The sequence below is a fragment of the Psychrobacter pacificensis genome, from assembly GCF_018336615.1.
GTDB lineage: Bacteria > Pseudomonadota > Gammaproteobacteria > Pseudomonadales > Moraxellaceae > Psychrobacter > Psychrobacter pacificensis.
In genome coordinates this window covers 1562311-1587970 of the sequence record NZ_CP048752.1, presented here as the reverse complement: position 1 = coordinate 1587970, position 25660 = coordinate 1562311, and the positions used below count along the sequence as shown (strand labels likewise).

Sequence of the window (25660 nt, the reverse complement as noted above, 5' to 3'; positions counted from 1 at the left end):
CCATTTATTGTAAAACAAATCTGGTGGCAGGTTGGTTCTGGATGCGTAGTGTCCATATCGTAAACTGTATTTTATGTATTCATGATACGCTATGAGATTGCTGTAGGTGGTCGCAGCAGTACCTTGATTTTTTTCTTAATGCCCTTGGCACGAAAAAACCGCTGCCACATTCGGTAAAACACCCCAAATATCAGACCAATAATATTATCGTGACTGGTCTCACCAACAGCCCCATATTTGACGGGATTATTGACGGTATCTTCTTCTACATAAGTGCCAAACCAGCGATCAAAAATAATAAGAACGCCGCCATAATTTTGGTCAATATATTCGTCATTAGTACCATGATGGGCGCGGTGGTTGGATGGGGTGTCAAAGATATACTCAACCCATTTTGGAAATTTTCCCACCGTCTCGGTATGGATAAAGAACTGATAAATCAAATCTAACGCATAAAAGAAAAACACCCAGACAGGATGCACACCCAGCAGCATTAATGGGACGAAAAATAACCACCAACCTGTCACCGAGTACAGCAGGCTTTGGCGCATGGCAGTGGATAGGTTCATCTTATCATCTGAATGGTGCACGACATGCGCTGACCAAAACCAATTCATGCGGTGTGAGGCACGGTGAAACCAGTAATAGCTGAACTCAACCGCGACAAATATGGGTATGGCTGTCAGCCATGTCACCTCAATAGTGAACAGTCGGTATTGATATAGCCACAGGCAAATAGGCAGCACAATAATTGCTTGGACAATCAATTCAAACCCGAGATAAGAGCCGCCCAAGCTAAAATTGGTCATCGCACGGCGCCAGCTAAAGCTTTCACTTTTCCCACGCTTAGACTGATAAAACCACTCTGCCAAAAACAATAAGAGAAATGGGCCACCAGCCAGCGGTAACAGCCATTCTTGCCAGTGAGCAGGTAAGATACTTGCCAGCATTGGCTGCCATGACTCTGGTGCAGCGGTTAAGATACTTTGGTTTAACGCCTCTTTGTAATTATCCAATATCTGACCATACTCACCTGATGTTAAGAGGGTGTTGTCTGTTGACATATTTGGCTCCTAGCCACTATAAAACATCCTTGTTACCCAAGAGATAACTATTTTCTATATTACTGATTTATTTTGTCCTTTTTATAAAAATAATTTTTATTAAGTATCGCATTCAAAAACTTTAAGAATCAATATCTACCAAGCCAATTTTTCGCGCAGAGAGCGCTGTTTGCCACTGCTGATAGCGTACAGCTTGCTTATCCACTGGTTCATCCTCATGTGTCAAATCAGCATCACTAAGCAGCTGTACAATAAGACCATCTTTTGCATGAGCGGCGATTTGATCAAGTTTGCGTAGCGTACCGCGGTCAGGCAGCGCTTTGCTATGGATACCTAATAGGACTTGCACAGGGTGCTCGTCTAAGTAGTTTTTTAGCCGTGCCATATCCTCACGATCATCAACGATACCAAAATTCTCAATCTCACTTGATTCTGAAAAATCATGACGGTCATTAGTCAACCCTGACTGCCACCATTTATCCTGATTTGAAGGATATTCAAGCAAGGCGACCAGTTTCTTGCCTGCACTTACCGCCGCTTTGGGCGCGACAGGTGCGGGTGCTTCCGTAAAGTCATCTGCATCAACCACCTGACGCTGCCAAAAATTTATGATCTTTTGATAATACGGTTGCTTGATATCCAAGCGCATTTTTTTGCGGCGGAACATCAAAGCACAAAATACCCACGCTATCGCACGCGGGACAATACCGTACATCAGCAAGCTACCGACTAGCAATCCTGCCCACTGCCGCGCCACAGACAATGGCATCGCTTCTGTGACCAACCTGCTTTGCGCAATCGCTGTACTATCTGGCACATCAAAACCAACCATGCCTGGTAGCCAGCCGAGTATTTGCGTTAAGCTCACCAGCGCCTGATCAGAGAGTAGGGTCGACTCCCAGCTAAAGCTATACTGACGTACGATCAATAAAAATATAATCGCAAGCAGCATGCCAGTCAACGTCGCAAGCCATAACTGATGGCTAAACCGTCCCAAATACCAGCGCATACCGCTATGCTGTAATTGGCGCTCATACAGATCGACGGCCGCCTTGGTCACATCGTCTTTACCGCGTATGAGGTAACTTGGACTAACAAAACTGGCAAACCAACTGGGCGCTTGCTGGTCTCGATTGATGAGTGTCATCACCAGCCAGCCACCAAGCATAATAGTATGAAAACCAAGCAAGCAAACCAAGACATAAAAGAAGTTCACCACATTGGACTGCAATAGCGTGAACAGACCCAAAAATCCCGAGATGCACCACACCACGCTCATAACGATCATGATGCCTTTTATGCGACCATCAATCTTACCTAGTACCCGCGCAAGCGCCCCATTGCTATCGATGCGTGAGGCCCGTCGATGCAGCTTTTGGATAGGTGTGCCATCCTCGCTCTGTAGCTTTTCCGTGATCAGTAACGGGTCAGTGGCAAAGACGTGCTGATCGGTCTCTAAGGCACGTACCAGCTCGGTCAGTTGGTCTTGGGGTGATAGCATAAGGCGCTGATATCCGTATAAGAACGTCAATATAAGTAATGGAAAGCAAAAAATGCGGGTTTAATCGCTAAAAAGTATTGTAGCGTATATAGACTGAGAATAATGTCTATTATTTTTATCATAGCAAACACTCGTAAAATCAGCCAAAATGAAACTATCAAGGTTTGTAAAACAGGACGCTTCTAGATGAATAATAAAACCTATCTTATCATCGGTGGCACAGGCGGTATCGGTCAGGCCATGGTCAAGCAGCTGGTACAAGAGTCAGCTGCCGATCAAACTGACGGCGCATCTGCTAAAAGACATAGTACACAAGTATTCGCCACTTATCATCGCAGTGAGCCGAACTTTGAAGCAGACAATCTACACTGGATACCGATGAATATCAGTGATGAAGACAGTATCCAAAAAGCGGCCGACACCATCAAGCAGACCGTGGGTCATGTCGATTGGGTAATCAACTGCGTGGGATTACTCCATACCAAGACGGCGCAGCCAGAAAAGGCCTTGAGGCAGATTGAAACGGAGTTCTTTTTACAGAACATGCAAATCAATGCACTAGCAAGCTTGCTGATAGCCAAGCATATCAAACCGTTGCTCGCCAAAGCTGAACGCAGCGCTGAGCATCCAGCTATTTTTGCGACCATATCAGCTCGTGTCGGTAGTATCACGGACAATCAGCTAGGCGGCTGGTATAGTTATAGAATGAGCAAGGCGGCGCTCAATATGGGGATGAAAAACTTGAGTATCGAATGGGGCCGATCACTCAAAGAGGTGTGCGTAGTCGTTATGCAACCGGGAACCGTGAATACCCAACTGTCTGCGCCGTTTCAAGGCAATGTCGCTGAAGGACATCTATTCTCGCCAGCGTATAGCGCCGAGTGTTTATTGGAAGTGCTATCAGGGATGAAGGCTGCCCAATCAGGCAGTTTTGTCGATTGGGCAGGAGAGTCGATACCTTGGTAGTCAATACGTCAACAGAATGAGATATTAGTCACTGAGTCATTAGTAAGCCATAAATAAGTCCATAAACTCATTCACTGGCGTTTGCTCCAATTTTTCTTGATCGTTACACAGCTCAATGATTTGCTGACAACGACTGTCGATAAAGCGGGTGGCCAGACTGGCTCGGAACTTTGCCTCAAGTATAGGAATGCCCTCGGCACGGCGGCGTTTATGACCGATAGGATACTCGATGGCGACTTTTTCTGTGCTACTACCATCTTTGAAGAATATTTGAATGGCATTGGCAATAGAGCGCTTACTGGGGTCATGGTAATCTTTTGAATACTGTGCGTCTTCTTCTACCACCATTTTTTCGCGTAGCTCATCGATTGATAAATGCTCTTCATGATAGTCATCCTCGTAGTTCTCCGCCATCAGATCGCCTGTCAATAAGGGAACAGCCACCATATATTGTAAGCAGTGATCCCGATCAGCTGGGTTAGCAAGCGCGCCCTCTTTTGAGATGATGCGAATTGCTGAATCATGCGTGGTTAGAACAATTTTTTCGATCTCATCAATTCGACCTCTCACATGTGGGTGCAAAATAACCGCCGCTTCACAAGCAGTCTGCGCATGAAATTCAGCGGGAAAGCTGATTTTAAATAAGATATTCTCCATCACATAACTGCCAAAGTCACGCTGAAAGGTAAATCGACGCTCGTCTTCGGGCTTTGTGGCGAGATCCTTATTGGTATGGCTAAACAGCACATCATAAAACCCCCATTGCGGTGCGGTTAGTGCGCCAGGGACACCCATCTCGCCGCGCGCGGTAATATCTACCAGACGTACCGCACGGCTGGTTGCATCACCTGCCGCCCATGATTTTCGGCTGCCCGCGTTGGGTGCATGACGATAGGTACGTAGTGCTTGACCATCGACAATGGCTTGTGAGATGGCGGCCATGATGCGCTCGCGTGGCAGCTGATAGAGTTTGGCGACGACCGCAGTTGAGGCTAATTTGACCAAAAACACATGATCAAGACCCACGCGGTTGAATGAGTTTTCGAGTGCCATGACGCCTTGAATTTCATGCGCCATGATCATCGCCTCGAGCACGGCCCTCATGGTCATAGGTGCTTGTCCTTGGCTGATGTTTTTTTGACTGATATAGTCGGCGACCGCCAAGATGCCGCCCAAGTTATCAGACGGATGACCCCATTCAGCAGCGAGCCACGTATCATTATAGTCAAGCCAGCGTACCATACAGCCGATGTCAAAAGCGGCTTTGATGGGATCTAGTCTATAGGAGGTGCCAGGGACGCGAGCGCCATGCGGCGTTATTTGATCAGGGCAATCAGGCCCCAAGTGCTTGGTACACTCAGGGAAGCGCAGTGCCAATAGCCCGCAGCCGATGGTATCCATGAGACAGTGGCGAGCAGTACGCCATGCATCAGTGGGATTTGGTGACTCGTTATCTATGGAATAATTGAGCACATAATCGGCGATTTTTTGGATTTCATCGTCATATTCTGGACGGATATTGCTCTCTACGGTTGCCTCATTTGTATTTGAATGGGCTGTATCTGAATTGGTATTTGACATGGTTGTTTCCTCTTCCTTGAGTGTGCTAACTTGTCGCTTTGTTGACCCATGCTCGTAGTCATCCTTTTAAAGCGGTTATCATTCAAAAGTAGCATACTCAATATGGAACAACCAGACTGAATCGTGTTCAGAAGTAAAACTTTGTAGGCCGTTTAAATCATCAAATAGAGCAGACCTAAAATAAACAGCGCTGCTATAATAAACAGCAGGAAGCTTAAAACTTTGGTCGTGGTTGACGCAGTATCCACACTGTCTTTTCTTACTTTGTTTTTCTTAGCAACGTATAGCACCATCTTCACGTGCTCAATATTATCTTCAAGATAATGCTCACCTTCAGGTACAAAACCCAAAGACTCATAAAAACTAAGCAGGTAGGCCTGTGCCGAGATAATAATCGGACGCTTTTTACCGTATTTTTTGCGGCAATGAGCAATAGCTTGCGTCATTATTTGCCGCGCTAGGCCGTCACCTCTGTGCTCTGATAACACAAGCACTCTACCGATGGCAGGCATGGCAGTGTGGTTGGTCTTGATCGTAGGGTCGGCGACCGATAGATTGGATTTTAGTTTATTAAATTCAGGCGGAACAATGCGGCAATAGCCCACTAATGCTGCGTTTTGATGAGCAATCAAGTGTAAGCAATCAAAATCGACTTCATCCATATCTTGATAAGCACAGTTTTGTTCGACGACGAACACTTGTGAGCGTGCTTTTAGGATATGGTAAAGGTCAACTGAGGTCAGCTCATCAAAGGTTTTGATAGAAAATTCACAATTCATAATGGGCAAGCTTCTGGCAATAGGCGGTAAAATAGGGGCATTATAACGATTTAGGCAGTCATTAACCATTCCTAACCCTTTAGGGTCTGACTGATTTTTTCTAAATTTAAGCTATCAGACATGGCACTAAATATCTCAAAGTATTTGCCGCGTTGGGCATAAAGTACCTCATGGGTACCTGTCTCAACCACTTCGCCATTCTCTATGACTACCAGATCATCGGCGTCGATAATCTGAGCAATATTGTGCGAAACCATGATGACGGTACGATCTTTTTTGATCAGATCAAGGCTTTTTTTGACTTGCTGACTGGCGATAGCATCGAGACTGGCGGTCGGCTCGTCCAAAAACACAATCGGCGGATCTTTTAAAAACATCCGTGCTAGCGCGATACGCTGCTGCTGACCGCCCGATAGCGATTTGGCCGTACTCTCGTAACCGTCTGTCAAGGCGACGATTTGCTCATGTATCGAAGCTTTTTTTGCTGCGTCTATGATGTCATCAGCGCTGGCATTCATATTGCCATAGCGGATATTTTCACTGATCGTGCCCGAAAATATATGATTGCTTTGTAGCACCAGACCAATGTTTTGACGCAGCTCATGAGTATCACAGTCAGCCAAATCATGCCCGTCTAGGCAGATCGAGCCTGCGTCTGGGGCGTAGAATTTGACCAATAGATTGATAATCGTGCTCTTGCCAGCGCCAGAGAGGCCAACCAGCGCCGTGATACGGTTGGGCTTAATAGTGAAGCTGACGTCTTTGAGCGCTTGCGTCCCATTTGGATAAGTAAAGTCGACATGTTTAAGCTCGATATGACCTTTTAGGTTGTCGCTACTGATACCAGCGATGCTCTCGACTTGGCTGTCATCTTCTAAAATATCAAAAAACCCTTCGGCATAGGTCAATGCATTATTTATCTGGTCGTAGATGCGGTGTAATTGACGGATAGGGGCGGCGACATTTTGAAACAGTATGACATGAAACAAAATCATACCAATGGTCATCTCACCTTGTAGGACAAAATAAGCGGTGAGCAAGATAATAACCACCACACCAATCTGCTCGATAAAGGTTTTGATGGCATCATACACAAAACCAATACTGCGAATACGCAGCTGATTATCGGTCATTTCCTTTTGAATGGCTAAGTGCTTTTCTGCTTCTATCGACTCACGGACAAAGGATTTCACCACACTAATTGAGTTGATAAGCGAGATAACCAGTCCGCTTTTGGCTTCGCGAAACCCGCGCATCTGCCGACGAAACCCTTGTAGGCGCTTGGCTTGTTTTTGGCTGATAAAAAAGTAAATGGGAATGATAATAAGACCGACCAAGCCTATCCAAAAATTGGTCGAAAACATAATGATAAGCGCCACGATCGCATTGGCAAACAGCGGTAGCATATCGATAAAGAAGTTTTGTACGAGGCTAGTAAGACTGCTGACGCCATAATCGATACGCGTTTGCAACTTGCCGCTGTCGTTTTCGCTACTGGTATAAAATGCCATCCGATAGGTCAAGATGCGCTCAATGATTTTTTGCGATAAATCACGTGATAGATTGATACGAATCTTTTCGCCGAAGAAGCGTTGCCCAAACGAGATGAATATCGATAATATCTCTTTGGTTAAGAGTACCGCACTGATAATCATCAGCATGCGCACGCCAGCTTCCCAAGGCTCAGCGAGGGTAGCGATTTCGGTCAAGGTATCAACGGCATAACGTAGTACAAAGGCATTAACTTGCGCGGTAAAGGAGCCTAGAGCAGTCAGCGCTAAGGTGGCGGTAATAAGCAAGCGATAAGGCTTAGCAAATACCGCCAGTTTTTTGAGGATATTCCACAGCAGCGCCCGCCGTTCTTTTTTCTCGACTGGCGGTTTTTTGTCTAACTGTGCGCGGCGAGGTTGGGGAGATATTGGCATAAAACCTTATTGCAAATTGAAATAAGCCATGGCTACGCTTAAAACGCATCCGCAGGCACAAAAACTTCACCAACCATGATACGCCTTGCTGAACGACTCATCGACACTTTTTTGGCTTGCCAGCGGCCTTCGACTTGTTCGGTTTTACCGCCGACCAGTAGCGTCCCTGATGGATGACCAAAACGTACCTCTGTCAGCTCGCCACCACCAGCAGCTTTGTTAACAAGCGTGCCTTGCGTGGTTGCGGCAGCGGCAATAGCGACTGCTGCTGTCCCCATCATGGCGTGATGCAATTGCCCCATACTCATGGCACGTACGACCAAATCAATCTCTTCTGCATCGACCGATTTACCACTAGAGGCGGTATAGCTCTGTGCGTTACCAACCCAAGCGAGTTTGGGAATATGCTGGCTGGTTTGCGCCTCGCTCACATCTTTAAATAATCCCATCGCCACGCCGCCTGTGGCACGGATTTTTTCAAGCTTGGTAAGTAGCTCACTATCACTATTAATGTCGCCTTGTAGCTCAGTACCCGTAAAGCCCAAATCTTCTGCGTTTATAAAGATGGCTGGGATACCTGCACTAATGAAGGTGGCTTTGATGCTATCAGCATTTAGACCGCAGCCTGATACATCGAAATCATCGACCAAATTGCCCGTCGGGAACATGTCGCTGGTGGCATCAACCGGATCGATAAACTCAATTTTGACTTCAGCTGCTGGGAAGGTGACACCGTCTAATTCAAAATCACCTGTCTCTTGAACCTGTACTTTGTCATTTGCATCTTTATAGACTGGCACATGGGCAATGATGGTTTTACCAATATTTTCTTGCCAGATACGCACTTCACAAATCCCGCTTTTAGCATTGTCATCGATACTATTAGCAATTTTGTCGGCATCAACTAGACCCATATTAATGGCACAGGCACCGACGGCTGCAGTTAAGTTACCACAGTTACCCGCCCAATCAATCATGGGCTTTGCGATATTAACTTGTCCAAACAGATAGTTCACGTCGTGATCTGGTCTGTCAGAGGCCGATAAAATAACGGCTTTTGATGTGCTAGAGCTGCCATTGCCTAAGCCATCGATCTGCTTACCGTAAGGATCAGGGCTACCGACGACGCGCAGCAAAAACTTATCACGTGACTCGCCAGCAACTTGGCAACGCTCAGGTAAATCAGATAATTTAAAAAACGTACCCTTTGAGGTACCGCCACGCATATAGGTGGCAGGGACGGAGATTTGCGGAGCGAAAGAAGCTTTTGATTGAGAGTTGGTTTGGGTCACTGTATTGAGTCCTTTTTATATTGTTATAAGATTGGGTATGGCGTCATCAGCAAGTAAACACGAACGACTAAGAACGCTCATTAATAATGATAACGACAAGAGATAATCGTCAGATAATTATCATCGACGGCATATACCAATCGATTGGCGTCATCGATGCGTCTTGACCAAAATCCAGATAGGTTTTCTTTTAAAGGTTCAGGTTTACCAATTCCTTCAAACGGATTACGCTTACATTCAGTGATAAGTTTATTAATACGCTTGAGTGTTTTTTTGTCTTGCGTTTGCCAGTACAGGTAGTCTTTCCACGCAGCGTCTGTCCATGCTAATTGCTCACTCATTGTTAGACCCTTTGGATTGATTAAAGCCTTTGAGTTCAAGCACTCTCAATATCGCTATCCGTGTGCTCATTGTTATCGCTGCGACCGTCACTTCTATCACTATTTTCTGCCGTATCAATTAACTCACGCGTGACAGTCTTGCCAGCTTTATATTGGGCAATAGAGTCCGCTAAGTGCGCCGCATTGGCAGGGGATTTTAGCAGATAGACGGTTTCCATCAGGCTATTGTAGTAATCAAGTGACATCACAACGGCATCATCAGCGTCACGGCGGGTTACGATAGTGGCATTGGCATCATCGTTTACCGTATCTAGGACAGATTTTAGATGCTTTCTGGCTTCTGAAAAACTAACGACTCTCATGGTTTACTCCTTTCATAATACGCTTCATTACTTGTACAATATATGGTACATATTACGCCATTGGTTAAGTAAACTCAATATTTAGCTGCTATCTAGTACTTAGGAGTAAGTAACAAACTCAGTGTATAGAACGCAAAAGCAAATAAAAGCCGACGTCATATAAGGTTATACAACATCGGCAACTTTTATTCTTTATTGCTTATCACACTAAAACCTACAGTATAGCCCTAGACGATATCAAGCGTACCTTCGATAAACTCTTTAGCAAAGCGTTGTAGCATACCGCCAGCGTTGTACATTTTTACTTCATCAGCCGTATCTAAGCGGCAGATAATAGGCGTCTCAGTGGTACTACCATCGGTACGATGGATTACTAGAGTCATCAACCCGCCAGCCGAGACTTCACCTGTGACATCAAAGGTTTCCGTGCCATCGATATTTAGCGTATGACGAGTCACGCCTTCCTCGAACTGTAGCGGCAGCGCGCCCATGCCCACTAAGTTTTGACGATGAATACGCTCAAAGTCTTCAGCGACAACGGCTTCCACACCAGCGAGACGGACGCCTTTGGCCGCCCAGTCACGGCTTGAGCCTTGACCATAGCCATCACCTGCGATGATGATCAGCGGCTGCTCACGGTTCATGTAGGTTTCAATCGCCTCCCACATACGCATGACTTGACCTTCTGGCTCAACACGCGCCAGTGAGCCTTGGATAACTTCACCATCTTCATCGCGTACCATCTCGTTCAATAGTTTAGGGTTGGCAAAGGTGGCACGTTGCGCGGTTAAATGGTCGCCGCGATGGGTCGCATATGAGTTATAGTCTTCGGCAGGCAAGCCCATAGTGTCCAAATACTCGCCAGCTGCTGACGTACCAAGAATAGCATTTGATGGTGACATATGATCGGTGGTGATGTTATCACCTAATACGGCAAGCGGACGCATACCTTTTAGTTTGTTCATCGCTGCCATTTGACCTTCCCAATACGGCGGACGGCGAATATACGTGGTCATTTCACGCCAGTCGTACAATGGGCTTAACGCTTTGCCTGTGTCTTTTTTGGCCTCATCAAACATGGGGATATATACGGCATTAAACTGCTCAGGCTTAACAGCAGAAGCAACAATGGCATCCACTTCTTCGTCATCAAACCAGATGTCTTTTAGATAGACATCATTGCCGTCTTGGTCTTTACCCAACGAGTCTTTTTCAATATCAAAACGGATGTTACCAGCGATGGCATAAGCGATAACCAGTGGCGGCGATGCTAAAAATGCTTGCTTGGCATACGGATGGATACGACCGTCAAAGTTACGGTTACCAGATAGCACTGCCGTGGTGAACAAATCATTGTCGATGATTTCTTGCTCGATGTCAGGGTCAAGTGCACCGCTCATACCGTTACACGTCGTACAGGCAAAGCCTACTACATCAAAACCGATTTCCTGTAGCTCTGGCATTAGACCTGCTTCTTCTAAATACATTTTGACCGTTTTTGAGCCGGGTGCGAGTGAGGACTTAACCCACGGTTTACGCAATAGTCCTTTGGCATTCGCGTTACGGGCGACAAGACCTGCAGCTACCATGTTGCGAGGGTTTGAGGTATTGGTACAGCTGGTAATCGCCGCGATAATCACTGCGCCATCTGGCATGAGACCATCTTTTGGTTCAGGGAGTTTTTGATCAGGCGCGTGGGCGATGCCTTTGGCCACCAAATCATCAGTAGATACACGCGCATGGGGACGCGACGGGCCTGCCATGTTACGACCGACTGATGACAAATCAAACTCAAGGACGCGTGCATATTCGGCTTTTTCCATGCCATCAGCCCATAGACCCGTTTGCTTAGCATACTGCTCAACCAGTTTAATCTGTTCCTCAGAACGACCCGTCAGACGCAGATAGTCAATGGTTTGCTCATCGATATAGAACATCGCAGCAGTGGCGCCATATTCAGGCGTCATATTGGAGATAGAGGCGCGGTCACCAACACTTAGCTGGCGTGCACCGTCACCAAAGAATTCAATATAGGTAGAGACCACACCTGCGTCGCGTAAGAACTCCGTCATCGCCAGTACGAGATCCGTACCAGTAATGCCTTTTTGCAGTTTGCCTGTTAATTTGACCCCAACGTAATCAGGCAGGCGCATATAAGAGGGGTTGCCTAGCATGACGCTTTCGGCTTCTAGACCGCCCACACCGATTGAGATCACACCTAGGGCATCGACCATCGGCGTGTGACTATCCGTACCAACCAACGTATCAGCGAATGCGACTTCTTCACCCGCTTTATTGTGTACGACCTGTACGACAGGTGACATTTTCTCTAGGTTGATCTGGTGCATGATGCCGTTACCAGGCGGTACGACGTTGACATTGTCAAAGGCATACTGGCACCAGTTGATGAAGTGAAAGCGGTCATCGTTACGGCGCTCTTCAATCGCACGGTTTTTCTCAAAGGCGTCTTCTTCAAAGCCTGCGTGCTCAACGGCCAATGAATGGTCAACGATCAGCTGAGTGGGCACGATAGGGTTTACCTTAGACGGATCACCGCCTTGCTCAGCGATGGCATCACGCAAGCCTGCTAAATCAACAAAGGCCGTCTGACCCAAGATATCATGACAAACGACGCGGGCAGGGTACCAAGGAAAATCTAAATCTTGCTTACCCTCGATATGCTGCTTTAACGCTGCCGTTAAATCCTCTGGTGGGCAACGGCGCACTAGGTTCTCACACAATACTTTTGAGCAGAACGGTAGCTTGTCATAAGCACCTGCTTCGATGCGCTCGACCGCTTCGCGAGTGTCAAAGTAGTAAAGGTCAGTATCAGGAAGTGGTTTTTTGAACTCATCGTTCATGGGTTGTACGAGGGCGTTGTCCATAAGTCACCTTTGGCTGTTGGCTAATTTTGATAAGTAGTTAAACGTCGATATTAGATAAAAATTCATTCCTTTAGCAAAATCATCGTTCGTTATTGCAGGCTTTGCTAAAGAATCGATATTGAAAGTTAAGATGGCATGATCTATAAAAAAATAGCGTATGACGATCAAACCTAAAAATATCATAGCTAGGCTCAATCGACATACCTGTATCAGCTAGCACTGCCGCTAGCTGATAATAAGTACGTAACAATAGCTACTTAAAAGAAATCAACTTAACGCGCACTCATATCTGGTACAGGACGCAGCTCTTCACCCGTATATTCGGCACTTGGGCGAATGATACGGTTGTTGGCACGTTGCTCAAACACATGAGCGGCCCAGCCAGTCAAGCGTGAACAGACAAATATTGGCGTGAAGAGTTTGGTTGGGATACCCATAAAGTGATAGGCTGATGCATGGAAAAAGTCAGCATTGGCAAACAATTTTTTCTCGCGCCACATCACGTCTTCAACACGCACAGACACAGGGTAGAGCACCTCGTCACCAACATCAGCGGCCAGTTTTTCAGACCATTGTTTGATGACGACGTTACGTGGATCTGATTCGCTATAGATGGCATGACCAAAGCCCATGATTTTGTCTTTACGTGCTAGCATGGCCATCATCTCTGTCTCGGCTTCATCAGCTGAGCTAAAGCCCTCAATCATATCCATCGCCGCTTCATTCGCGCCGCCATGCAATGGACCACGTAGTGAACCGATTGCGCCAGTGATACAAGAATGGATATCAGATAAAGTAGACGCACAGACACGCGCAGTAAAGGTCGAGGCGTTGAACTCGTGCTCTGCATACAAGATAAGCGACACGTTCATGACCTTTTCGTGCAGCTCGTTTGGTTTTTCACCTTTGAGCAGATGCAAAAAATGACCGCCGATGGTCGCATCATCCGTCTCAGTCTCGATACGCACGTTATCATGGCTAAAGCGGTACCAGTAGTTGATGATTGAGGGGAATGCGGCAAGCATACGATCAGTTTTATCGTTTTGCTGAGCGAAATCCGTTTCGCTCTCAAGGTTGCCCAGCATTGAGCAACCAGTACGTAGCACATCCATTGGATGCGCATCGCTTGGAATACGTTCAAGCACGTCTTTTAATGCTTGTGGTAGGCCGCGCAGGCTTTTGAGCTTAGCTTGATAATTCTCAAGCTCGCTTTGCGTAGGTAAATTACCATAGAGCAGTAAATACGCGACTTCTTCAAAAATACATTTATCCGCCAGCTCTGATACGTCATAGCCGCGATAGGTCAGACCAGAGCCCGATTTGCCAACGGTTGATAATGCTGTCTTGCCAGCGACTTGTCCGCGAAGTCCTGCGCCTGAAAGTTCTTTCTGTGCTGCCATGTCTACATTCCTTTTGTGGGTAGCTTTTTATATTGTTAAGTGAAAATACTGCTTATTATGATTATTTATTGTCCGCAAACAGCTTATCTAAGGTTTGCTCAAACTCGTGATAGTTTAAGAAATCATAAAGCTCCATACGTGTCTGCATGGTATCGACGACTTTTTCTTGCGTACCGTCATCGAGCAAGTGCTGATAGACATTCAATGCCGCTTTATTCATGGCGCGGAAAGCGGATAGTGGGTACAGCACCATATCGACGCCCACACCGTACAGCTGGTCAGTGGTATACAGATCGGTTTGACCAAACTCGGTCATATTGGCGAGGACGGGAATGTCGAGTACATCGGTAAATTTACGATACATCTCGATATCGGTCAGCGCTTCTGCAAAGATCATGTCTGCACCTGCTTCGGCAAAGGCAACGGCACGTTCAACAGCAGCGTCTAAGCCCTCGACTGATAACGCATCAGTACGAGCCATCACCACAAAATCAGAATCCGTTTTCGCATCCAATGCCGCCTTTAGGCGATCAACCATTTCTGAGATGCTAACGATTTCTTTGTTAGGACGGTGACCACAGCGCTTTTGCGCGACTTGGTCTTCGATATGGACGGCTGCCACGCCTGCCTTTTCCATTTTTTTGATGGTTTGAGCAATGTTGAACGCACCGCCAAAGCCGGTATCAATATCGACAAGTAGCGGGGTATCGACTGCATCCGTAATACGGCGAGCGTCTTCTAGCACGTTATCAAGGCTGGTCATGCCCAAGTCAGGTAAACCAAATGACGCGTTTGCCACACCGCCACCAGAGAGATACAGCGCTTGGTGACCGACTTGGGTCGCCATCATCGCGGTGTAGGCATTGATCGCGCCTGCAATTTGTAGTGGCTGGTTATTATCATTTTTTTGTTTAAGCGCACTGCGAAAGCGTGCACCTGCTGAGAGTGAGGTCATGTGAGTATCCTTTCATGAGCTTGTATGGATATAAAATAATCTTGTTGTTGTCACTGATTATACCCAATTATCCACGTCTGCAAAGGTTAGCTTGTAGATTATTGTTTATTATGTTTAATTGTTAATTGTAGTTAATTTAATATTATTCATAAAACAAATAGCATTATGTATTTTTCAATACTTCGCTATGATAAGTATTCATATTACCCAAATATTCAAATATTAAGAGGCTTTATAATTTACATTTAGTTACAATTATAATAGGCATATTGCTCTACGAATTGTCCTGTTCCTACCAAAAAGCCCTAACAGCTGAGCTATTAGGGCTTCATTTATCATGAGCTTAAAAAAGACTAAGTTTAAGCAAATAAACCTGCCAAATTGGCTAAGAACAATAAGGCAAATCCTGCCAAGAATATCAAGCCTGCGATAGACAGAGCGTTCATACCTGCGGACAGTTTTTTATGTTTCTTAACCAATGAGTAGTTGAGCCAACCAAAGATAGGCGCAGAGACAAACGCGGATATCATGGCAAACTTAAGCATTGCGCCCAATTGTCCCGTGAAGAACGTAATAATCACCAGCCCGCCACCGATAGCGTATGTCGTCCAAAAAGCGATTTGCTTTTTATTGATTTCGCTTTCGCCTTTTAGCAAACGCCAGCACTCAGCATTGGCACGGCCATAGCCGTCGGCACAAGTAATCGTGGTGCCAAACATACACATGAAGGCGACGAACGCTACCAGCAATCGTGACCATTCACCGATAGTTGCCGTATACATATTGATTAACTGGTTGATATAAGCACCGCCGACCAACTCAATCTCTTGTCCTGAACCATACTGGACAAACACACCAAGTGACAAGAAAAACAAGGCTAGAATCGCTGAAACGGTATAACCGACATTAAAGTCGAGCAAGCCTTGCTTGTGCGTGGTGTGATCGGTTTTGACTTTGGCAGAGGTCCACATAGAAGTAATCGCGGCAAACTCAAGCGGCGCTGGCATCCAGCCCATGAGTGCGACGATGAAACCGAGTGTCGCTAGGTTCCAAGGAGACACAGCAATAAAATCTGCTGCCATAACCGTGGGCTTGCCAGCGGCAATCATGACTGCGGCAACGGTAGCTGCCGTCAAAGCAATCATAATCCATTTAGTCACGCCATCGAGCAATTTATAATGACCGGCTATCAAAAAGAACCAAGAGACGGCTACGATGATCATAGACAGCACCATCGTCGATAACTCAAGAGAGGCGGGTAGCATAAAGCCTAAAATCACCGCTGCAATTAGCGAGACCGCACCCGTACTGATGACCGCTGATAAGATAGAGAGGATAAAGTACACCCAAAGATACACCTTTGAGCGCTTGGCATAACCTGCAATCAAGCTCTCGCCCGTATCGTAAACATAATCGGTTGCAAAGCGAAAAAATGGATATTTAAACACGTTGGCTAAAACAATCATAATCGCCAACTGCCAGCCATATATAGCACCAGCCTGCGTCGATGAAATCAGATGCGAGCCACCGATTGCAGCGGTCGCCATCAAAATACCGGGGCCAAAGATACGCCAACTAAAGCCTTCTTGTTGCTCAGTAACGATATCGTCAGTGGTACTTGGGTTGTTGAGTGGTTGTGTGGACATGAATACCTCGAAATGGTTAAAACGGCAAAACATCACTTACCTGTGTCAGTTTGCCAGTGATCATTAGACAACCGCTTTAGACATGTTTGTACGTGCTTTTTTATAAAACGATTAATCTTGTATCGACTTTAGCACACCAATACGATTCAGGAGAATGATTATTCTAGTTATTAACAGTGATAGTTATTACTATTTGTTTGTATTGCCATTCTTTTTGGTTAACATATTAATCTGATAATATCAAGTATTAGGGCAGATTATTTTTGGCGTTTCTTTATAACACAATATCCACGCAATATCTGGTCATTTAAGAGCGTTACACAAATTTTTGACGCCGGTAGGTGATGCCTCGTTCTTCATAGACCTGATAGATAGCATTCAATAACTCAGAGATACTTGGATGCACAAAGTCTTTGAGAGTATGCAAATAAATAGGAGAGGTGACGTTTTCGTGTACCAAACGCTGATAGCTGATTTGTTCTGTACGTACTGTGGTTAAGCTGGCAGGTACAAGCGTGATACCTTCGCCCGCAGCGACTAAGCCTAGAGCTACTTGCAAGTCACTCACCGTGGTGGTCATAAAGGGTGAGATACCGTATTGTGCAAACAAATGTAACAACGGCTCCGTAATCGGCTCGCTAAGTGCAGATTTTTCATTGATGACACGTCTGGTTTTTGTATTGGCTTCCTGCTTTGCTTTGATGGACTCTGATGTTGGTAGTGTGGTGGCAATCGGCAAATGCGTTTGATGGTATAAAATCAAGCGATTATTTGCCAAATCTATCAAACGCTGCTCCTTTACATGGGCAAGAGGATGCGACTTTGGTAAGGCCACCACGTAGCGCTCATGACGCAGTAATATTTGTTGAATCCATGGATCTTGATGGGCAAAACGCCCAAAACCGATATCAATCTCACCAGATTTGAGTGCCTCCATTTGCTGATAAGAGCTGATATCTTTGAGGTTGACCTCTATATCAGAATTGGACTGCTTGAGCATGGCGATGATTTCAGGGAGTAACCCATATAATACTGACGGCACAAAGCCAATGTTTAGCGCACTACTTGGCGCTGATAAACGCTGGGTCATACTCGTGACGGTCTCGATTTCTGTCAGTATGGTGCTTATCTTATCGTAAAAAAATGCGCCCGCTTCAGTCAGATGTAATGGCCTGTGGTAACGATCGATAAGCACGACATCCATATCAGTCTCAAGCTGTTTCAGCAGGCGGCTCAAACTTGGCTGTGACAGTCCTGTCTTTTCTGCGGCTGCACTAAAGCTGCGCAAATTCGCGACAGCAATAAATGCATTGAGCTGTTTTAAATCCATGTTATTAAGCCTGTTATGGTATATGTTGTCTCTATACAAGCCGTTTTTAATAAGCTTCTACCTCATTACTTAACTTAAGACGAGCTGTGCAAATATTAGCGACCTAAAATAAATTGTGCTTGAAGATAGGGGAGTGAGCAACTATATTGGGGACTAGTGATGCTGTTACATTTGAGCAATAAAAATCACAACTTCATTTTATCAGTCATTTACTGTCAGTAGCATAAACTGGCTTGGTTTTATTTTATGAACGACGAAAAAAAAGACATCGGTACTGATTTTGACGAAGAGTTGTCTCAACTCGTTCATAAAAAATCGCCTAAGCGTGTCAAAAACAATATTTACGAACGTTTTATCAGTCGAGTCCAAAGCGCAGAAAATGATACCCAAAATGATAATGATGATTCAACATCCTTAAAAACGGCCAGTAAGTTACCTGCTTTTGAGCCTCTAAGCGTAGAAGAGTTGCAACTATTCGAAGATGAAAGTAACGATAAAGAGCCAAGATTAGAGTTTGCCGACATCGGCACAACAAACGCTACTTTTGATTTTTCAGGTCAAAATGCATCGACACAAAACAAGGTGTCAGATACACGAATGGATAATTATGCTGGTGTTGACCATAACTTAAATAGTGATTTAAGTAAGAATAATGAAGAAAAAAAGCCATCTTCTGTCGTTCTCGATCAAGCGACGCCTTTATCTAACACAACGATCGATGACCCTTTAGATACTAAATCCAACCCATTGGAACCAGATCATAGGGATGCTATAAAACCACAAAAAAAAGTGGTCAGTAGTAAAAAACCTCTCATTATTGGTATGATTTTTGGTTCACTACTTATTGCTATTGTCGTACTTACCCTTATTTTTACAGGATTTTTATCGATTTCTATTTCTGATACTACTGTTAGCAATGATAGTGGCTTAAATGGGACAGCGCCTGCGGCTACCACTAGCACGTCAGTGGTCGGCGCCGAACCTGTAGTGAATAGCGATGACGATCCATTACCTAATGACGCCAATACGGTCGAGGAGCCGTTAGTGTCAGCACAATCGATTAATGCAGACAATAGCGAACAAAACGTGCCCGCAGCTGAAGTTGAGCCTATAGAACCCTCTCCAGCTCCAGAGAGTGAGGCTGCCATTACCTATGAAGACTTTAGGCAAGAGTCACAAACCACGTTGTATCGTGAGACTAATGATTAGAATAGTTAGGTTTAGGCGCATTTTAATTAAAGCAGAGGCATATAGTACCTTGTACCGTGCCACGGAAAAATAATGGGCGACGGTACATTTTTTTATCACCATCGTGCTGGCAAGCACACTGAAATAACTATGACAGTAGCAATCTATCAGAATATTCTCGTTGGTTGGTCAGTCGTATCGTCTCTTACCCCGTATTACGTAAACCCGCTGCCAGTGCGTTAATACTACGGATTAATGGGTCTTCTACATTGAGATCGCCATCTTTATGGTTATCTGTCGTATCTTCATTTTGTTGTCTAGCACGCTTCAACAGCTCAATCTGTATATAGTTAATCGGGTCTAGATAAGCGTCTCGCCACTGCAGAGATGCCGCAAGGTTTCGCTGACCAGATAAAAGCGTTTCTTGATCTAGCAAAGAATTCAGACCGGAAGAAGTCAGCTCATGCTCATCGAGCACCTCACTCATGATCTGTTCGCGTAGCGCCTCGTCATCACACAACTGGCTATATGCTTGTGCAATATTCATCTCAGATTTGGTAAAAGCCATCTCAATATTACTGATAAAGACACTAAAAAATGGCCAGCGCGCATTCATCTCTTTCATCAAAATCTCGTTGTCTCTGACACTGTGCAGAGCACTACCAACGCCATACCAAGCAGGTAGGGTAAAGCGTGCTAAAGACCAGCCAAATACCCAAGGGATCGCTCGCAATGTGGTTTTACTTGGCAAGCCTTTTTTGCGATGGGCAGGGCGTGAGCCAATGTTCAGTAAAGAGATTTCTTGTACTGGGGTCACTTGTGAGTAGAATTTATAAAACCCTTCCGTATGATCGGTCAGCTCTCGATAACGCTGCTCGCCTGCTTCTGCTAACCGTGCAAACAAGGCTTCATACTCTGGCAACTCAGTCGGTTGTACGACAAATCTTGTCGAGCAGGCTTTGAGTGTACCCGTGATTGCCATGGTTAGCTCAAACACGGCAGTATCCGTATTGGCATATTTGGCATAAAGCACTTCGCCTTGTTCGGTCACTTTAATCTGACCATGTAACGTGCCAGCCGGCTGTGCCGCAATGGCTTTGTGCGTTGAGCCACCGCCGCGACTTACCGAACCGCCGCGTCCGTGGAATAATCGTGTTTTTATACCATATTGCTCAGCAATACTATTAATGGTTTGCTGCGCACTATACAGCTGCCAAGCCGAGGTGATAATACCGCCATCTTTTGATGAGTCCGAGTAACCTAGCATGATCTCTTGCGTATTATCTGTATTCTGTAGCAATCCGCGATATAGTGGATTGTCTAACACAGCAGGCAAGATTTTATCGATGTTTTTAAGATCTTCGATGGTTTCGAACAACGGTGCGACAGGTAGGTCAGCAGACAATTGACCCTCAGCATCAATCGTACATAAGCCGGCAAATCGCATTAACAGCAATACTTCTAGTAGCTGGCTGGCATTGTTCGTCATTGAGATAACATAGCTGCCAAAAGTCGCCTGTCCCACCAATTTGCGTAAGGTGGCGACCGAATTCATCAATGCCAATTGCTCACGCGTTTTGTCTGTTAAGTTATCGGTATAGATGAGCGGCGTACCCGGTTTTTCTAACAAGCGTGTGAGCCACTCTTGACGTTCGGTTTCGCTTAGCGTTTGATAATCAGGCAGGTTGGAGGCACTCGCAAAGATATCTGCAATCACTTCACCATGATAAGACGACTCTTGACGGATATCGAGCGCCGCCAAATGAAAGCCGCAAGTTTTTACCAGGCGAACCACATCGAGCAATAATCCATCTGCATGCGCCTTGTCGTGAGTAGCGACACTTTGGCGGATAATACGTAAGTCCTCTAGCAGCTCTTCTGGATTGGCATAGGCGTCTTTTTCAGCCTCAATATCAGTCCCTTTACTTTGAATGCGGCGATTAGTGGCATTGACCTTAGTGAGTATTAAAGAAAGCAGACGGCGGTATGGCTCGTTGCCGTAATCATCGAGGTTGTAATCAAATACACGCTGATCGAGCTCATCATAACTTTTGATCTTGGCATATACGTCGGGAGACACGGTGACAATAGTGTCACTATGAATGAGCTGTCGGCGCAGTTTTTTGAGTAGTACTTGATAGTGACGCAGTACGGTATCAGCATGCATCAACACGGCAAGCTCTGTGGTCTCAAACGTCACAAAAGGATTGCCATCTCTATCACCGCCAATCCACGAGCCAAAGCTCATAAAGGCAGGCAGTGGATAGTCGGTCAGCTCTGGATAGATATCAACAATGGCTTTTTTGATATTACGATATACTTTGGGAATGGCATTAAATAAGCTGGCATTAAAGTAATGCAGGCCGTTGTTAATCTCGTCATAGACCAATGGCTTGCGGGTGCGCACTTCATCTGATGACCATAATAAGTCAATCGTTTGAGCGGTTTGCTCTTTGGCTTGCTCGTAGGCGAAACTGTTTTCAGACACATTGTTTAAAGCATCGCTGTGCGTGAATAGACTTTGTAAGATATTCATTGTGGTACGACGGCGCGCTTCGGTGGGATGCGCCGTAAATACAGGTGTAAATTTTAGCTGATCAATCAGCTCCTGCATTTGAGCGGGCTCGATATTGCGTTCACGACATTCAAGTAAGGTACGACGAAATGACCCTTCCCAGCTTTGCTCCGATTGCATACGCAGCTTATGACGCTGCTCACGCAAGTAGTTTTCTTCGCTGAGATTGGCTAGGAAAAAATAGATAGAAAATCCACGTATGACGTCCTTTAAAGTTTGATTGTCCAGAGACGCAATAAAGTCGATAAGCTGCTGTTTATGTGCCTCATTTGGCTCACGACGCTGTTGAATGAAACCTTTACGCAGGGTCTCAATGGTCTCTATTGTCTGCTCTCCAGATTGGCGAGAAATGGCATCGCCTAGCAATGAACCCAATAAGCTGGTGCGTTTACGTAGTACGTTATTATCTAAAGTCATCCTTAACAACCTTCTTATTAAATGAGTGAGTACAGTGTTAACGAGTATAATATTAGGGCTATCATAGATTTTTTATCTCTACAGACATCCTTACCGTTTTTTACAATTTAACATGAATGGGTAGTTATGTCTGACGCTCAAAGCAATTTTTTATCAATTGATGTTCGTCATATTATAGTGTATTTAACGCCCCGTCTATTTTTCAAACAATTCTTAGCTCGAGTTCACTTGGCTTACGTCTTAGCGTAATCTCGCAGCTTATCTATATAATCCGCCCAATCTTGCATCATCTTTACCCTAGTATCGATTTCATCAAGTCTGTTGTAAGCCCCGCCGTGCGTGTCTTTTATCCTGTGACCCAGCTGTAATTCTGTGACGATGTCTGAGTAGCGTAACTCTGGCTGTTCCATAAGCAAGGTTTTGGCCGAGGCCCGAAAGCCATGCGCGCATTGCACGTCTTTGTATCCAAGCCGGTGAAATATCTGTACCAGTGTGGCTTTGCTGATATAAGCATTGCTTGAACCGCGCATTGAGGCAAAGACATACTCTTTATGTCCTGTGATAGATTGAATGTTTCGTAATCGCGCAATCACTTGCGTCGCTAATGGCACGACTAAGTGCGACACCATGTCGTCGCGACCTTCGCCTTTGGTCGGGAAGAATGCCCATGTATCATTATCCCAGTCGATATCCTGCCAGCGCATAGAGCGTAAATCAATACTACGGACAAACACATAAGGCAATAAATTCATGGCTTCTAATGTAAGCTTGCTTGCCCCTTTAAAATTGGACATTTCATATAAAAGCGTCGCAAACTGATCGGGCTTGGTAATAGCTGGCAAGTGATTGCCTGAATTGGCAGGTGCCAACTCGCCACGGGTGTCAATCGCTACATTTTTATCGCATAATCCTCGTGCGACAGCGAATGAAAATACTTTTTCCGTATACAGCCGCGTACTGGCGCCAACGAAGGTCGCTTGATTGTCGTTATGTTGGATTGCTTCACACACACTTAATATCATCTCACTGGTGATATCATTCATTCTCAGATCGCCAATATCACGGCACATGTATCCCAAGCACAAATCCCAAAATTTGAGTGTCGACTCACTAAACGCAGGTTTTTTTGATTTGCTTTGCTGACGACTGGATGTTTTGTGATCTCGCCATGCTTGCGCAATGTCAGCGAACGTGGCGTTCTTTAGGTGAGCATACTTATTCACTTGCTCTTTTTGCTGTATGGCTTTAGGGTCAGAGCCGTTTGCGACCGTATTAAGTATGGTCTCTGCTTTGTACTTGACCTCATATAGACTGATGTCCTCAACCTTGCCGAGCATCATTCTAGGTCGCTTACCATCGACATGTGGATGAGAGTAGCGCAGGTAGTATTCTTTTTTACCGTTTGGATAGACACGTAGACTTAGACCCGCGATACCTGAGACACTGACCGAGTAATCCTTATCTCGACATTCAAGTTTATTGATATCATTTATGTTGTCGACAGCCATGTTCTTATCCGTAATTTTTATGAGGTAAATGCGTGATAGTTTATGCAAATTCGATAACTTATGAAAATACCCTCCTGTAAAAAGCCAAAGAGTATTTGGACACTGATATGGACACCGATATTTATTATGATAATATTACAGGCCTTTTATACAAAAGGATTTATGTGCTAATTATCCCCAAGGCTCACTTGGGGATAATTGTAGCATATTGGGGAAATAAGGAGTAGATCATACGCTTATTGGGTTGAGCACCGTTTTTTTGCTCATCATTTCAGCACATACTTGGAGGGATTTATAAGGCGAATCGTCCATTTGGTAAACGATAGCGCGGATTTATTAAAAAAAACACGGTCGCGTACACGCACAGAATATAAAAATCAGGGTCATAGTACTATTCTGTGCAAATCTGGAAGGTACTGTTTTAAGGTCTAATATCAGTGCAGGCACGTAAAACGACTAAAAGCCAATTTTCTAAGTATTCATAAAAACAAAACTCAGCAAGTCTATTGGTAAATTTAAAATAGGGCAGATAAATGATGCATAATAAGATAAACTGCCTCGTTCTCGTTGTGCGCGCGGCGTTTGGATTTAGCATCTATAAACCAAGTAGCGATGACCGAAAAGATAACTGAAAATTTATAAAAGACGATGGATATAAGGCAGCCTATTATGGAGCAAAAAAAATCACCCTATGGCACACAGACAAAATGGGGTAGAGCATAAGCCTGTCTTTATGCCGAGAGTCAACAGCGACAATCTAGTAAAAACAGACATGGTCAGATTTGAACGCCATGTGGGATTTGCGACCAGACAAAAGAAAAAATCTACCAATGATATGCATCAAGTCATTCGTAAAAAATACGGTTTTAAGCATGTTTTGGAGTTATCCAGTAAATCTGGCAATAAGCTGAGCTTTCCGCTGAGTCCGTTTAGTTTAAAGATCACTAACTATCGTTTATCCATTTATCTAAGAGTGAACTATTAGACTCCGTACTTATGAGCAGGTTTTTTCCTTATCCCAAATTTCACATTTGCTAGTAATAACCCCGACAATATCAATATCATTGCCAGCATTTTCCACCACGTTACAACTTCGCCCGTAAGCACTACGGACGTTGTCATACCGAATACCGGCACTAATAGAGCAAATGGCATAACCTTGGAGGCAGTATTTTGACTGAGTAGATGTGCCCAGAGTCCGAAGCCGACTAGGGTTGAGATATACACGATAAACCCAAGCGACAGCCACGACTTCATCGACGCTTCGGTAAAGGTTGCCAGCTGCCATGCATCGGTCTCAAATATAAGCGAAGATAACGTCAAAAACACGCAAGCGATCAGAGCGCCCCATGCGACCAGTGCAAGAGCAGACAAAGCAGAGGTTTTGTTTTTAACGGTGGTAGGTGCTGTTGCTGTTTTTTGTTGTGCCGCTTTTAAGGTCGCTTGTGCTGAGGCTTGCTTGGATGCAATGTTGCCAAAGCTCCAGCCCACTGCGGCAATCAAAATGCAGACAAATCCAGCCACAGGCATATCTCCGCCGAGATTGAGCGCAATCACACCAAGGCCCAATACCCCAACCATCATACCGATGACTTGCATGCGACTGACTGCTTCACCCAAGATAAAGTACGCCAACAACACAGTGATAAAAATTTGCATTTGTAGCAACAACGCCGTCAAACCCGGTGACGCACCTAGATGCATGGCCGTAAATACAAAGGCATATTGCATGACAAAGGTACCGATAGCATAGATGAGTAAGGTACGGTTAAAGGTAGGCGGTTTAAGAAAAAACACCAAGGGCACTGCGGTAAAGAAAAAGCGTAGGGCAGTGAGCATTAGTGGCGGGAAGCTCTCTAATCCCCATGCAATAAAGGTGAAGTTCACACCCCAAATAAAGGTAACCAGTACAGCCAGTGCAGTGTATATCGGGTTCATAGTGTCA

The 25660-nt window shown here is 45.1% G+C and carries 18 protein-coding genes and 1 pseudogene; 3 read left to right on the top strand and 16 right to left on the bottom strand.

The window, feature by feature from the left end; genetic code table 11:
* Positions 1 to 89: 89 nt before the first annotated feature.
* Together GYK50_RS06755 and GYK50_RS06750 are read right to left on the bottom strand one after the other, a co-directional pair.
* Positions 90 to 1064, bottom strand: a complete 975-nt coding sequence (locus tag GYK50_RS06755) for a sterol desaturase family protein (RefSeq protein ID WP_186474509.1) — start codon at positions 1062 to 1064, stop codon at positions 90 to 92.
* A 121-nt stretch (positions 1065 to 1185) separates the two neighbouring features.
* Complete coding sequence (locus GYK50_RS06750; RefSeq protein ID WP_186474508.1) at positions 1186 to 2565, bottom strand: DUF2868 domain-containing protein; 1380 nt, start codon at positions 2563 to 2565, stop codon at positions 1186 to 1188.
* A 186-nt stretch (positions 2566 to 2751) separates the two neighbouring features.
* On the opposite strand from GYK50_RS06750, the gene GYK50_RS06745 reads away from it, so the two are divergent.
* On the top strand, positions 2752 to 3531 hold the full coding sequence (locus tag GYK50_RS06745) for an SDR family oxidoreductase (protein WP_212563551.1): 780 nt from the start codon (positions 2752 to 2754) through the stop codon (positions 3529 to 3531).
* Positions 3532 to 3570: 39 nt separating this feature from the next.
* On the opposite strand, the gene GYK50_RS06740 is transcribed toward GYK50_RS06745, so the two are convergent.
* From GYK50_RS06740 to GYK50_RS06690, 11 genes and pseudogenes are all read right to left on the bottom strand, one after another.
* Positions 3571 to 5112, bottom strand: a complete 1542-nt coding sequence (locus GYK50_RS06740; protein ID WP_212563550.1) for a bifunctional 2-methylcitrate dehydratase/aconitate hydratase — start codon at positions 5110 to 5112, stop codon at positions 3571 to 3573.
* 152 nt (positions 5113 to 5264) lie between these two features.
* The gene (locus tag GYK50_RS06735; RefSeq protein WP_212564515.1) at positions 5265 to 5891 is read right to left on the bottom strand and encodes a GNAT family N-acetyltransferase; all 627 of its coding nucleotides are present in this window, start codon (positions 5889 to 5891) and stop codon (positions 5265 to 5267) included.
* Positions 5892 to 5962: 71 nt separating this feature from the next.
* Positions 5963 to 7816, bottom strand: a complete 1854-nt coding sequence (locus tag GYK50_RS06730) for an ABC transporter ATP-binding protein (protein ID WP_420070441.1) — start codon at positions 7814 to 7816, stop codon at positions 5963 to 5965.
* Positions 7817 to 7854: 38 nt separating this feature from the next.
* The gene (prpF, locus tag GYK50_RS06725) at positions 7855 to 9108 is read right to left on the bottom strand and encodes a 2-methylaconitate cis-trans isomerase PrpF (protein ID WP_212563549.1); all 1254 of its coding nucleotides are present in this window, start codon (positions 9106 to 9108) and stop codon (positions 7855 to 7857) included.
* 80 nt (positions 9109 to 9188) lie between these two features.
* Positions 9189 to 9449, bottom strand: a complete 261-nt coding sequence (locus tag GYK50_RS06720; RefSeq protein WP_037025847.1) for a Txe/YoeB family addiction module toxin — start codon at positions 9447 to 9449, stop codon at positions 9189 to 9191.
* A 101-nt stretch (positions 9450 to 9550) separates the two neighbouring features.
* Positions 9551 to 9811 (bottom strand): annotated as a pseudogene (locus tag GYK50_RS06715) (type II toxin-antitoxin system Phd/YefM family antitoxin); the annotation flags it as partial.
* A gap of 227 nt (positions 9812 to 10038) precedes the next feature.
* Entirely contained in the window at positions 10039 to 12672 is a 2634-nt protein-coding gene (gene acnD / locus GYK50_RS06710; RefSeq protein WP_186475537.1) for a Fe/S-dependent 2-methylisocitrate dehydratase AcnD, read from the bottom strand.
* 296 nt (positions 12673 to 12968) lie between these two features.
* Positions 12969 to 14096: a bifunctional 2-methylcitrate synthase/citrate synthase gene (gene prpC / locus GYK50_RS06705; protein WP_071001556.1), complete on the bottom strand. Its 1128-nt coding sequence runs from the start codon at positions 14094 to 14096 to the stop codon at positions 12969 to 12971.
* A gap of 61 nt (positions 14097 to 14157) precedes the next feature.
* A complete protein-coding gene (gene prpB / locus GYK50_RS06700; RefSeq protein WP_071001557.1) occupies positions 14158 to 15051 on the bottom strand; it encodes a methylisocitrate lyase in 894 nt (297 codons plus the stop codon).
* A gap of 359 nt (positions 15052 to 15410) precedes the next feature.
* A complete protein-coding gene (locus tag GYK50_RS06695; RefSeq protein WP_414706379.1) occupies positions 15411 to 16697 on the bottom strand; it encodes an NRAMP family divalent metal transporter in 1287 nt (428 codons plus the stop codon).
* A 316-nt stretch (positions 16698 to 17013) separates the two neighbouring features.
* A complete protein-coding gene (locus GYK50_RS06690; protein ID WP_212563548.1) occupies positions 17014 to 18027 on the bottom strand; it encodes a LysR family transcriptional regulator in 1014 nt (337 codons plus the stop codon).
* Positions 18028 to 18273: 246 nt separating this feature from the next.
* Here GYK50_RS06690 and GYK50_RS06685 point away from each other — a divergent pair, with 246 nt between their 5' ends.
* Positions 18274 to 19236 carry a hypothetical protein gene (locus GYK50_RS06685; RefSeq protein ID WP_212563547.1) on the top strand — a complete coding sequence of 321 codons (963 nt, stop codon included), beginning with the start codon at positions 18274 to 18276 and terminating at the stop codon, positions 19234 to 19236.
* A 184-nt stretch (positions 19237 to 19420) separates the two neighbouring features.
* Here the strand turns inward: GYK50_RS06685 and ppc are convergent, their stop codons facing one another.
* On the bottom strand, positions 19421 to 22207 hold the full coding sequence (gene ppc / locus GYK50_RS06680) for a phosphoenolpyruvate carboxylase (RefSeq protein ID WP_212563546.1): 2787 nt from the start codon (positions 22205 to 22207) through the stop codon (positions 19421 to 19423).
* Positions 22208 to 22440: 233 nt separating this feature from the next.
* Positions 22441 to 23715 (bottom strand): tyrosine-type recombinase/integrase, encoded by a 1275-nt coding sequence (locus GYK50_RS06675; RefSeq protein WP_093070922.1) that lies wholly within the window; start codon positions 23713 to 23715, stop codon positions 22441 to 22443.
* Positions 23716 to 24406: 691 nt separating this feature from the next.
* On the opposite strand from GYK50_RS06675, the gene GYK50_RS06670 reads away from it, so the two are divergent.
* Positions 24407 to 24700: a DarT1-associated NADAR antitoxin family protein gene (locus GYK50_RS06670; protein WP_227517171.1), complete on the top strand. Its 294-nt coding sequence runs from the start codon at positions 24407 to 24409 to the stop codon at positions 24698 to 24700.
* Here the strand turns inward: GYK50_RS06670 and GYK50_RS06665 are convergent.
* The gene (locus tag GYK50_RS06665) at positions 24697 to 25653 is read right to left on the bottom strand and encodes an EamA family transporter (protein WP_071001563.1); all 957 of its coding nucleotides are present in this window, start codon (positions 25651 to 25653) and stop codon (positions 24697 to 24699) included. The two genes, GYK50_RS06670 and GYK50_RS06665, sit on opposite strands and share 4 nt — an antisense overlap.
* Between the last annotated feature and the right edge of the window lie 7 nt (positions 25654 to 25660).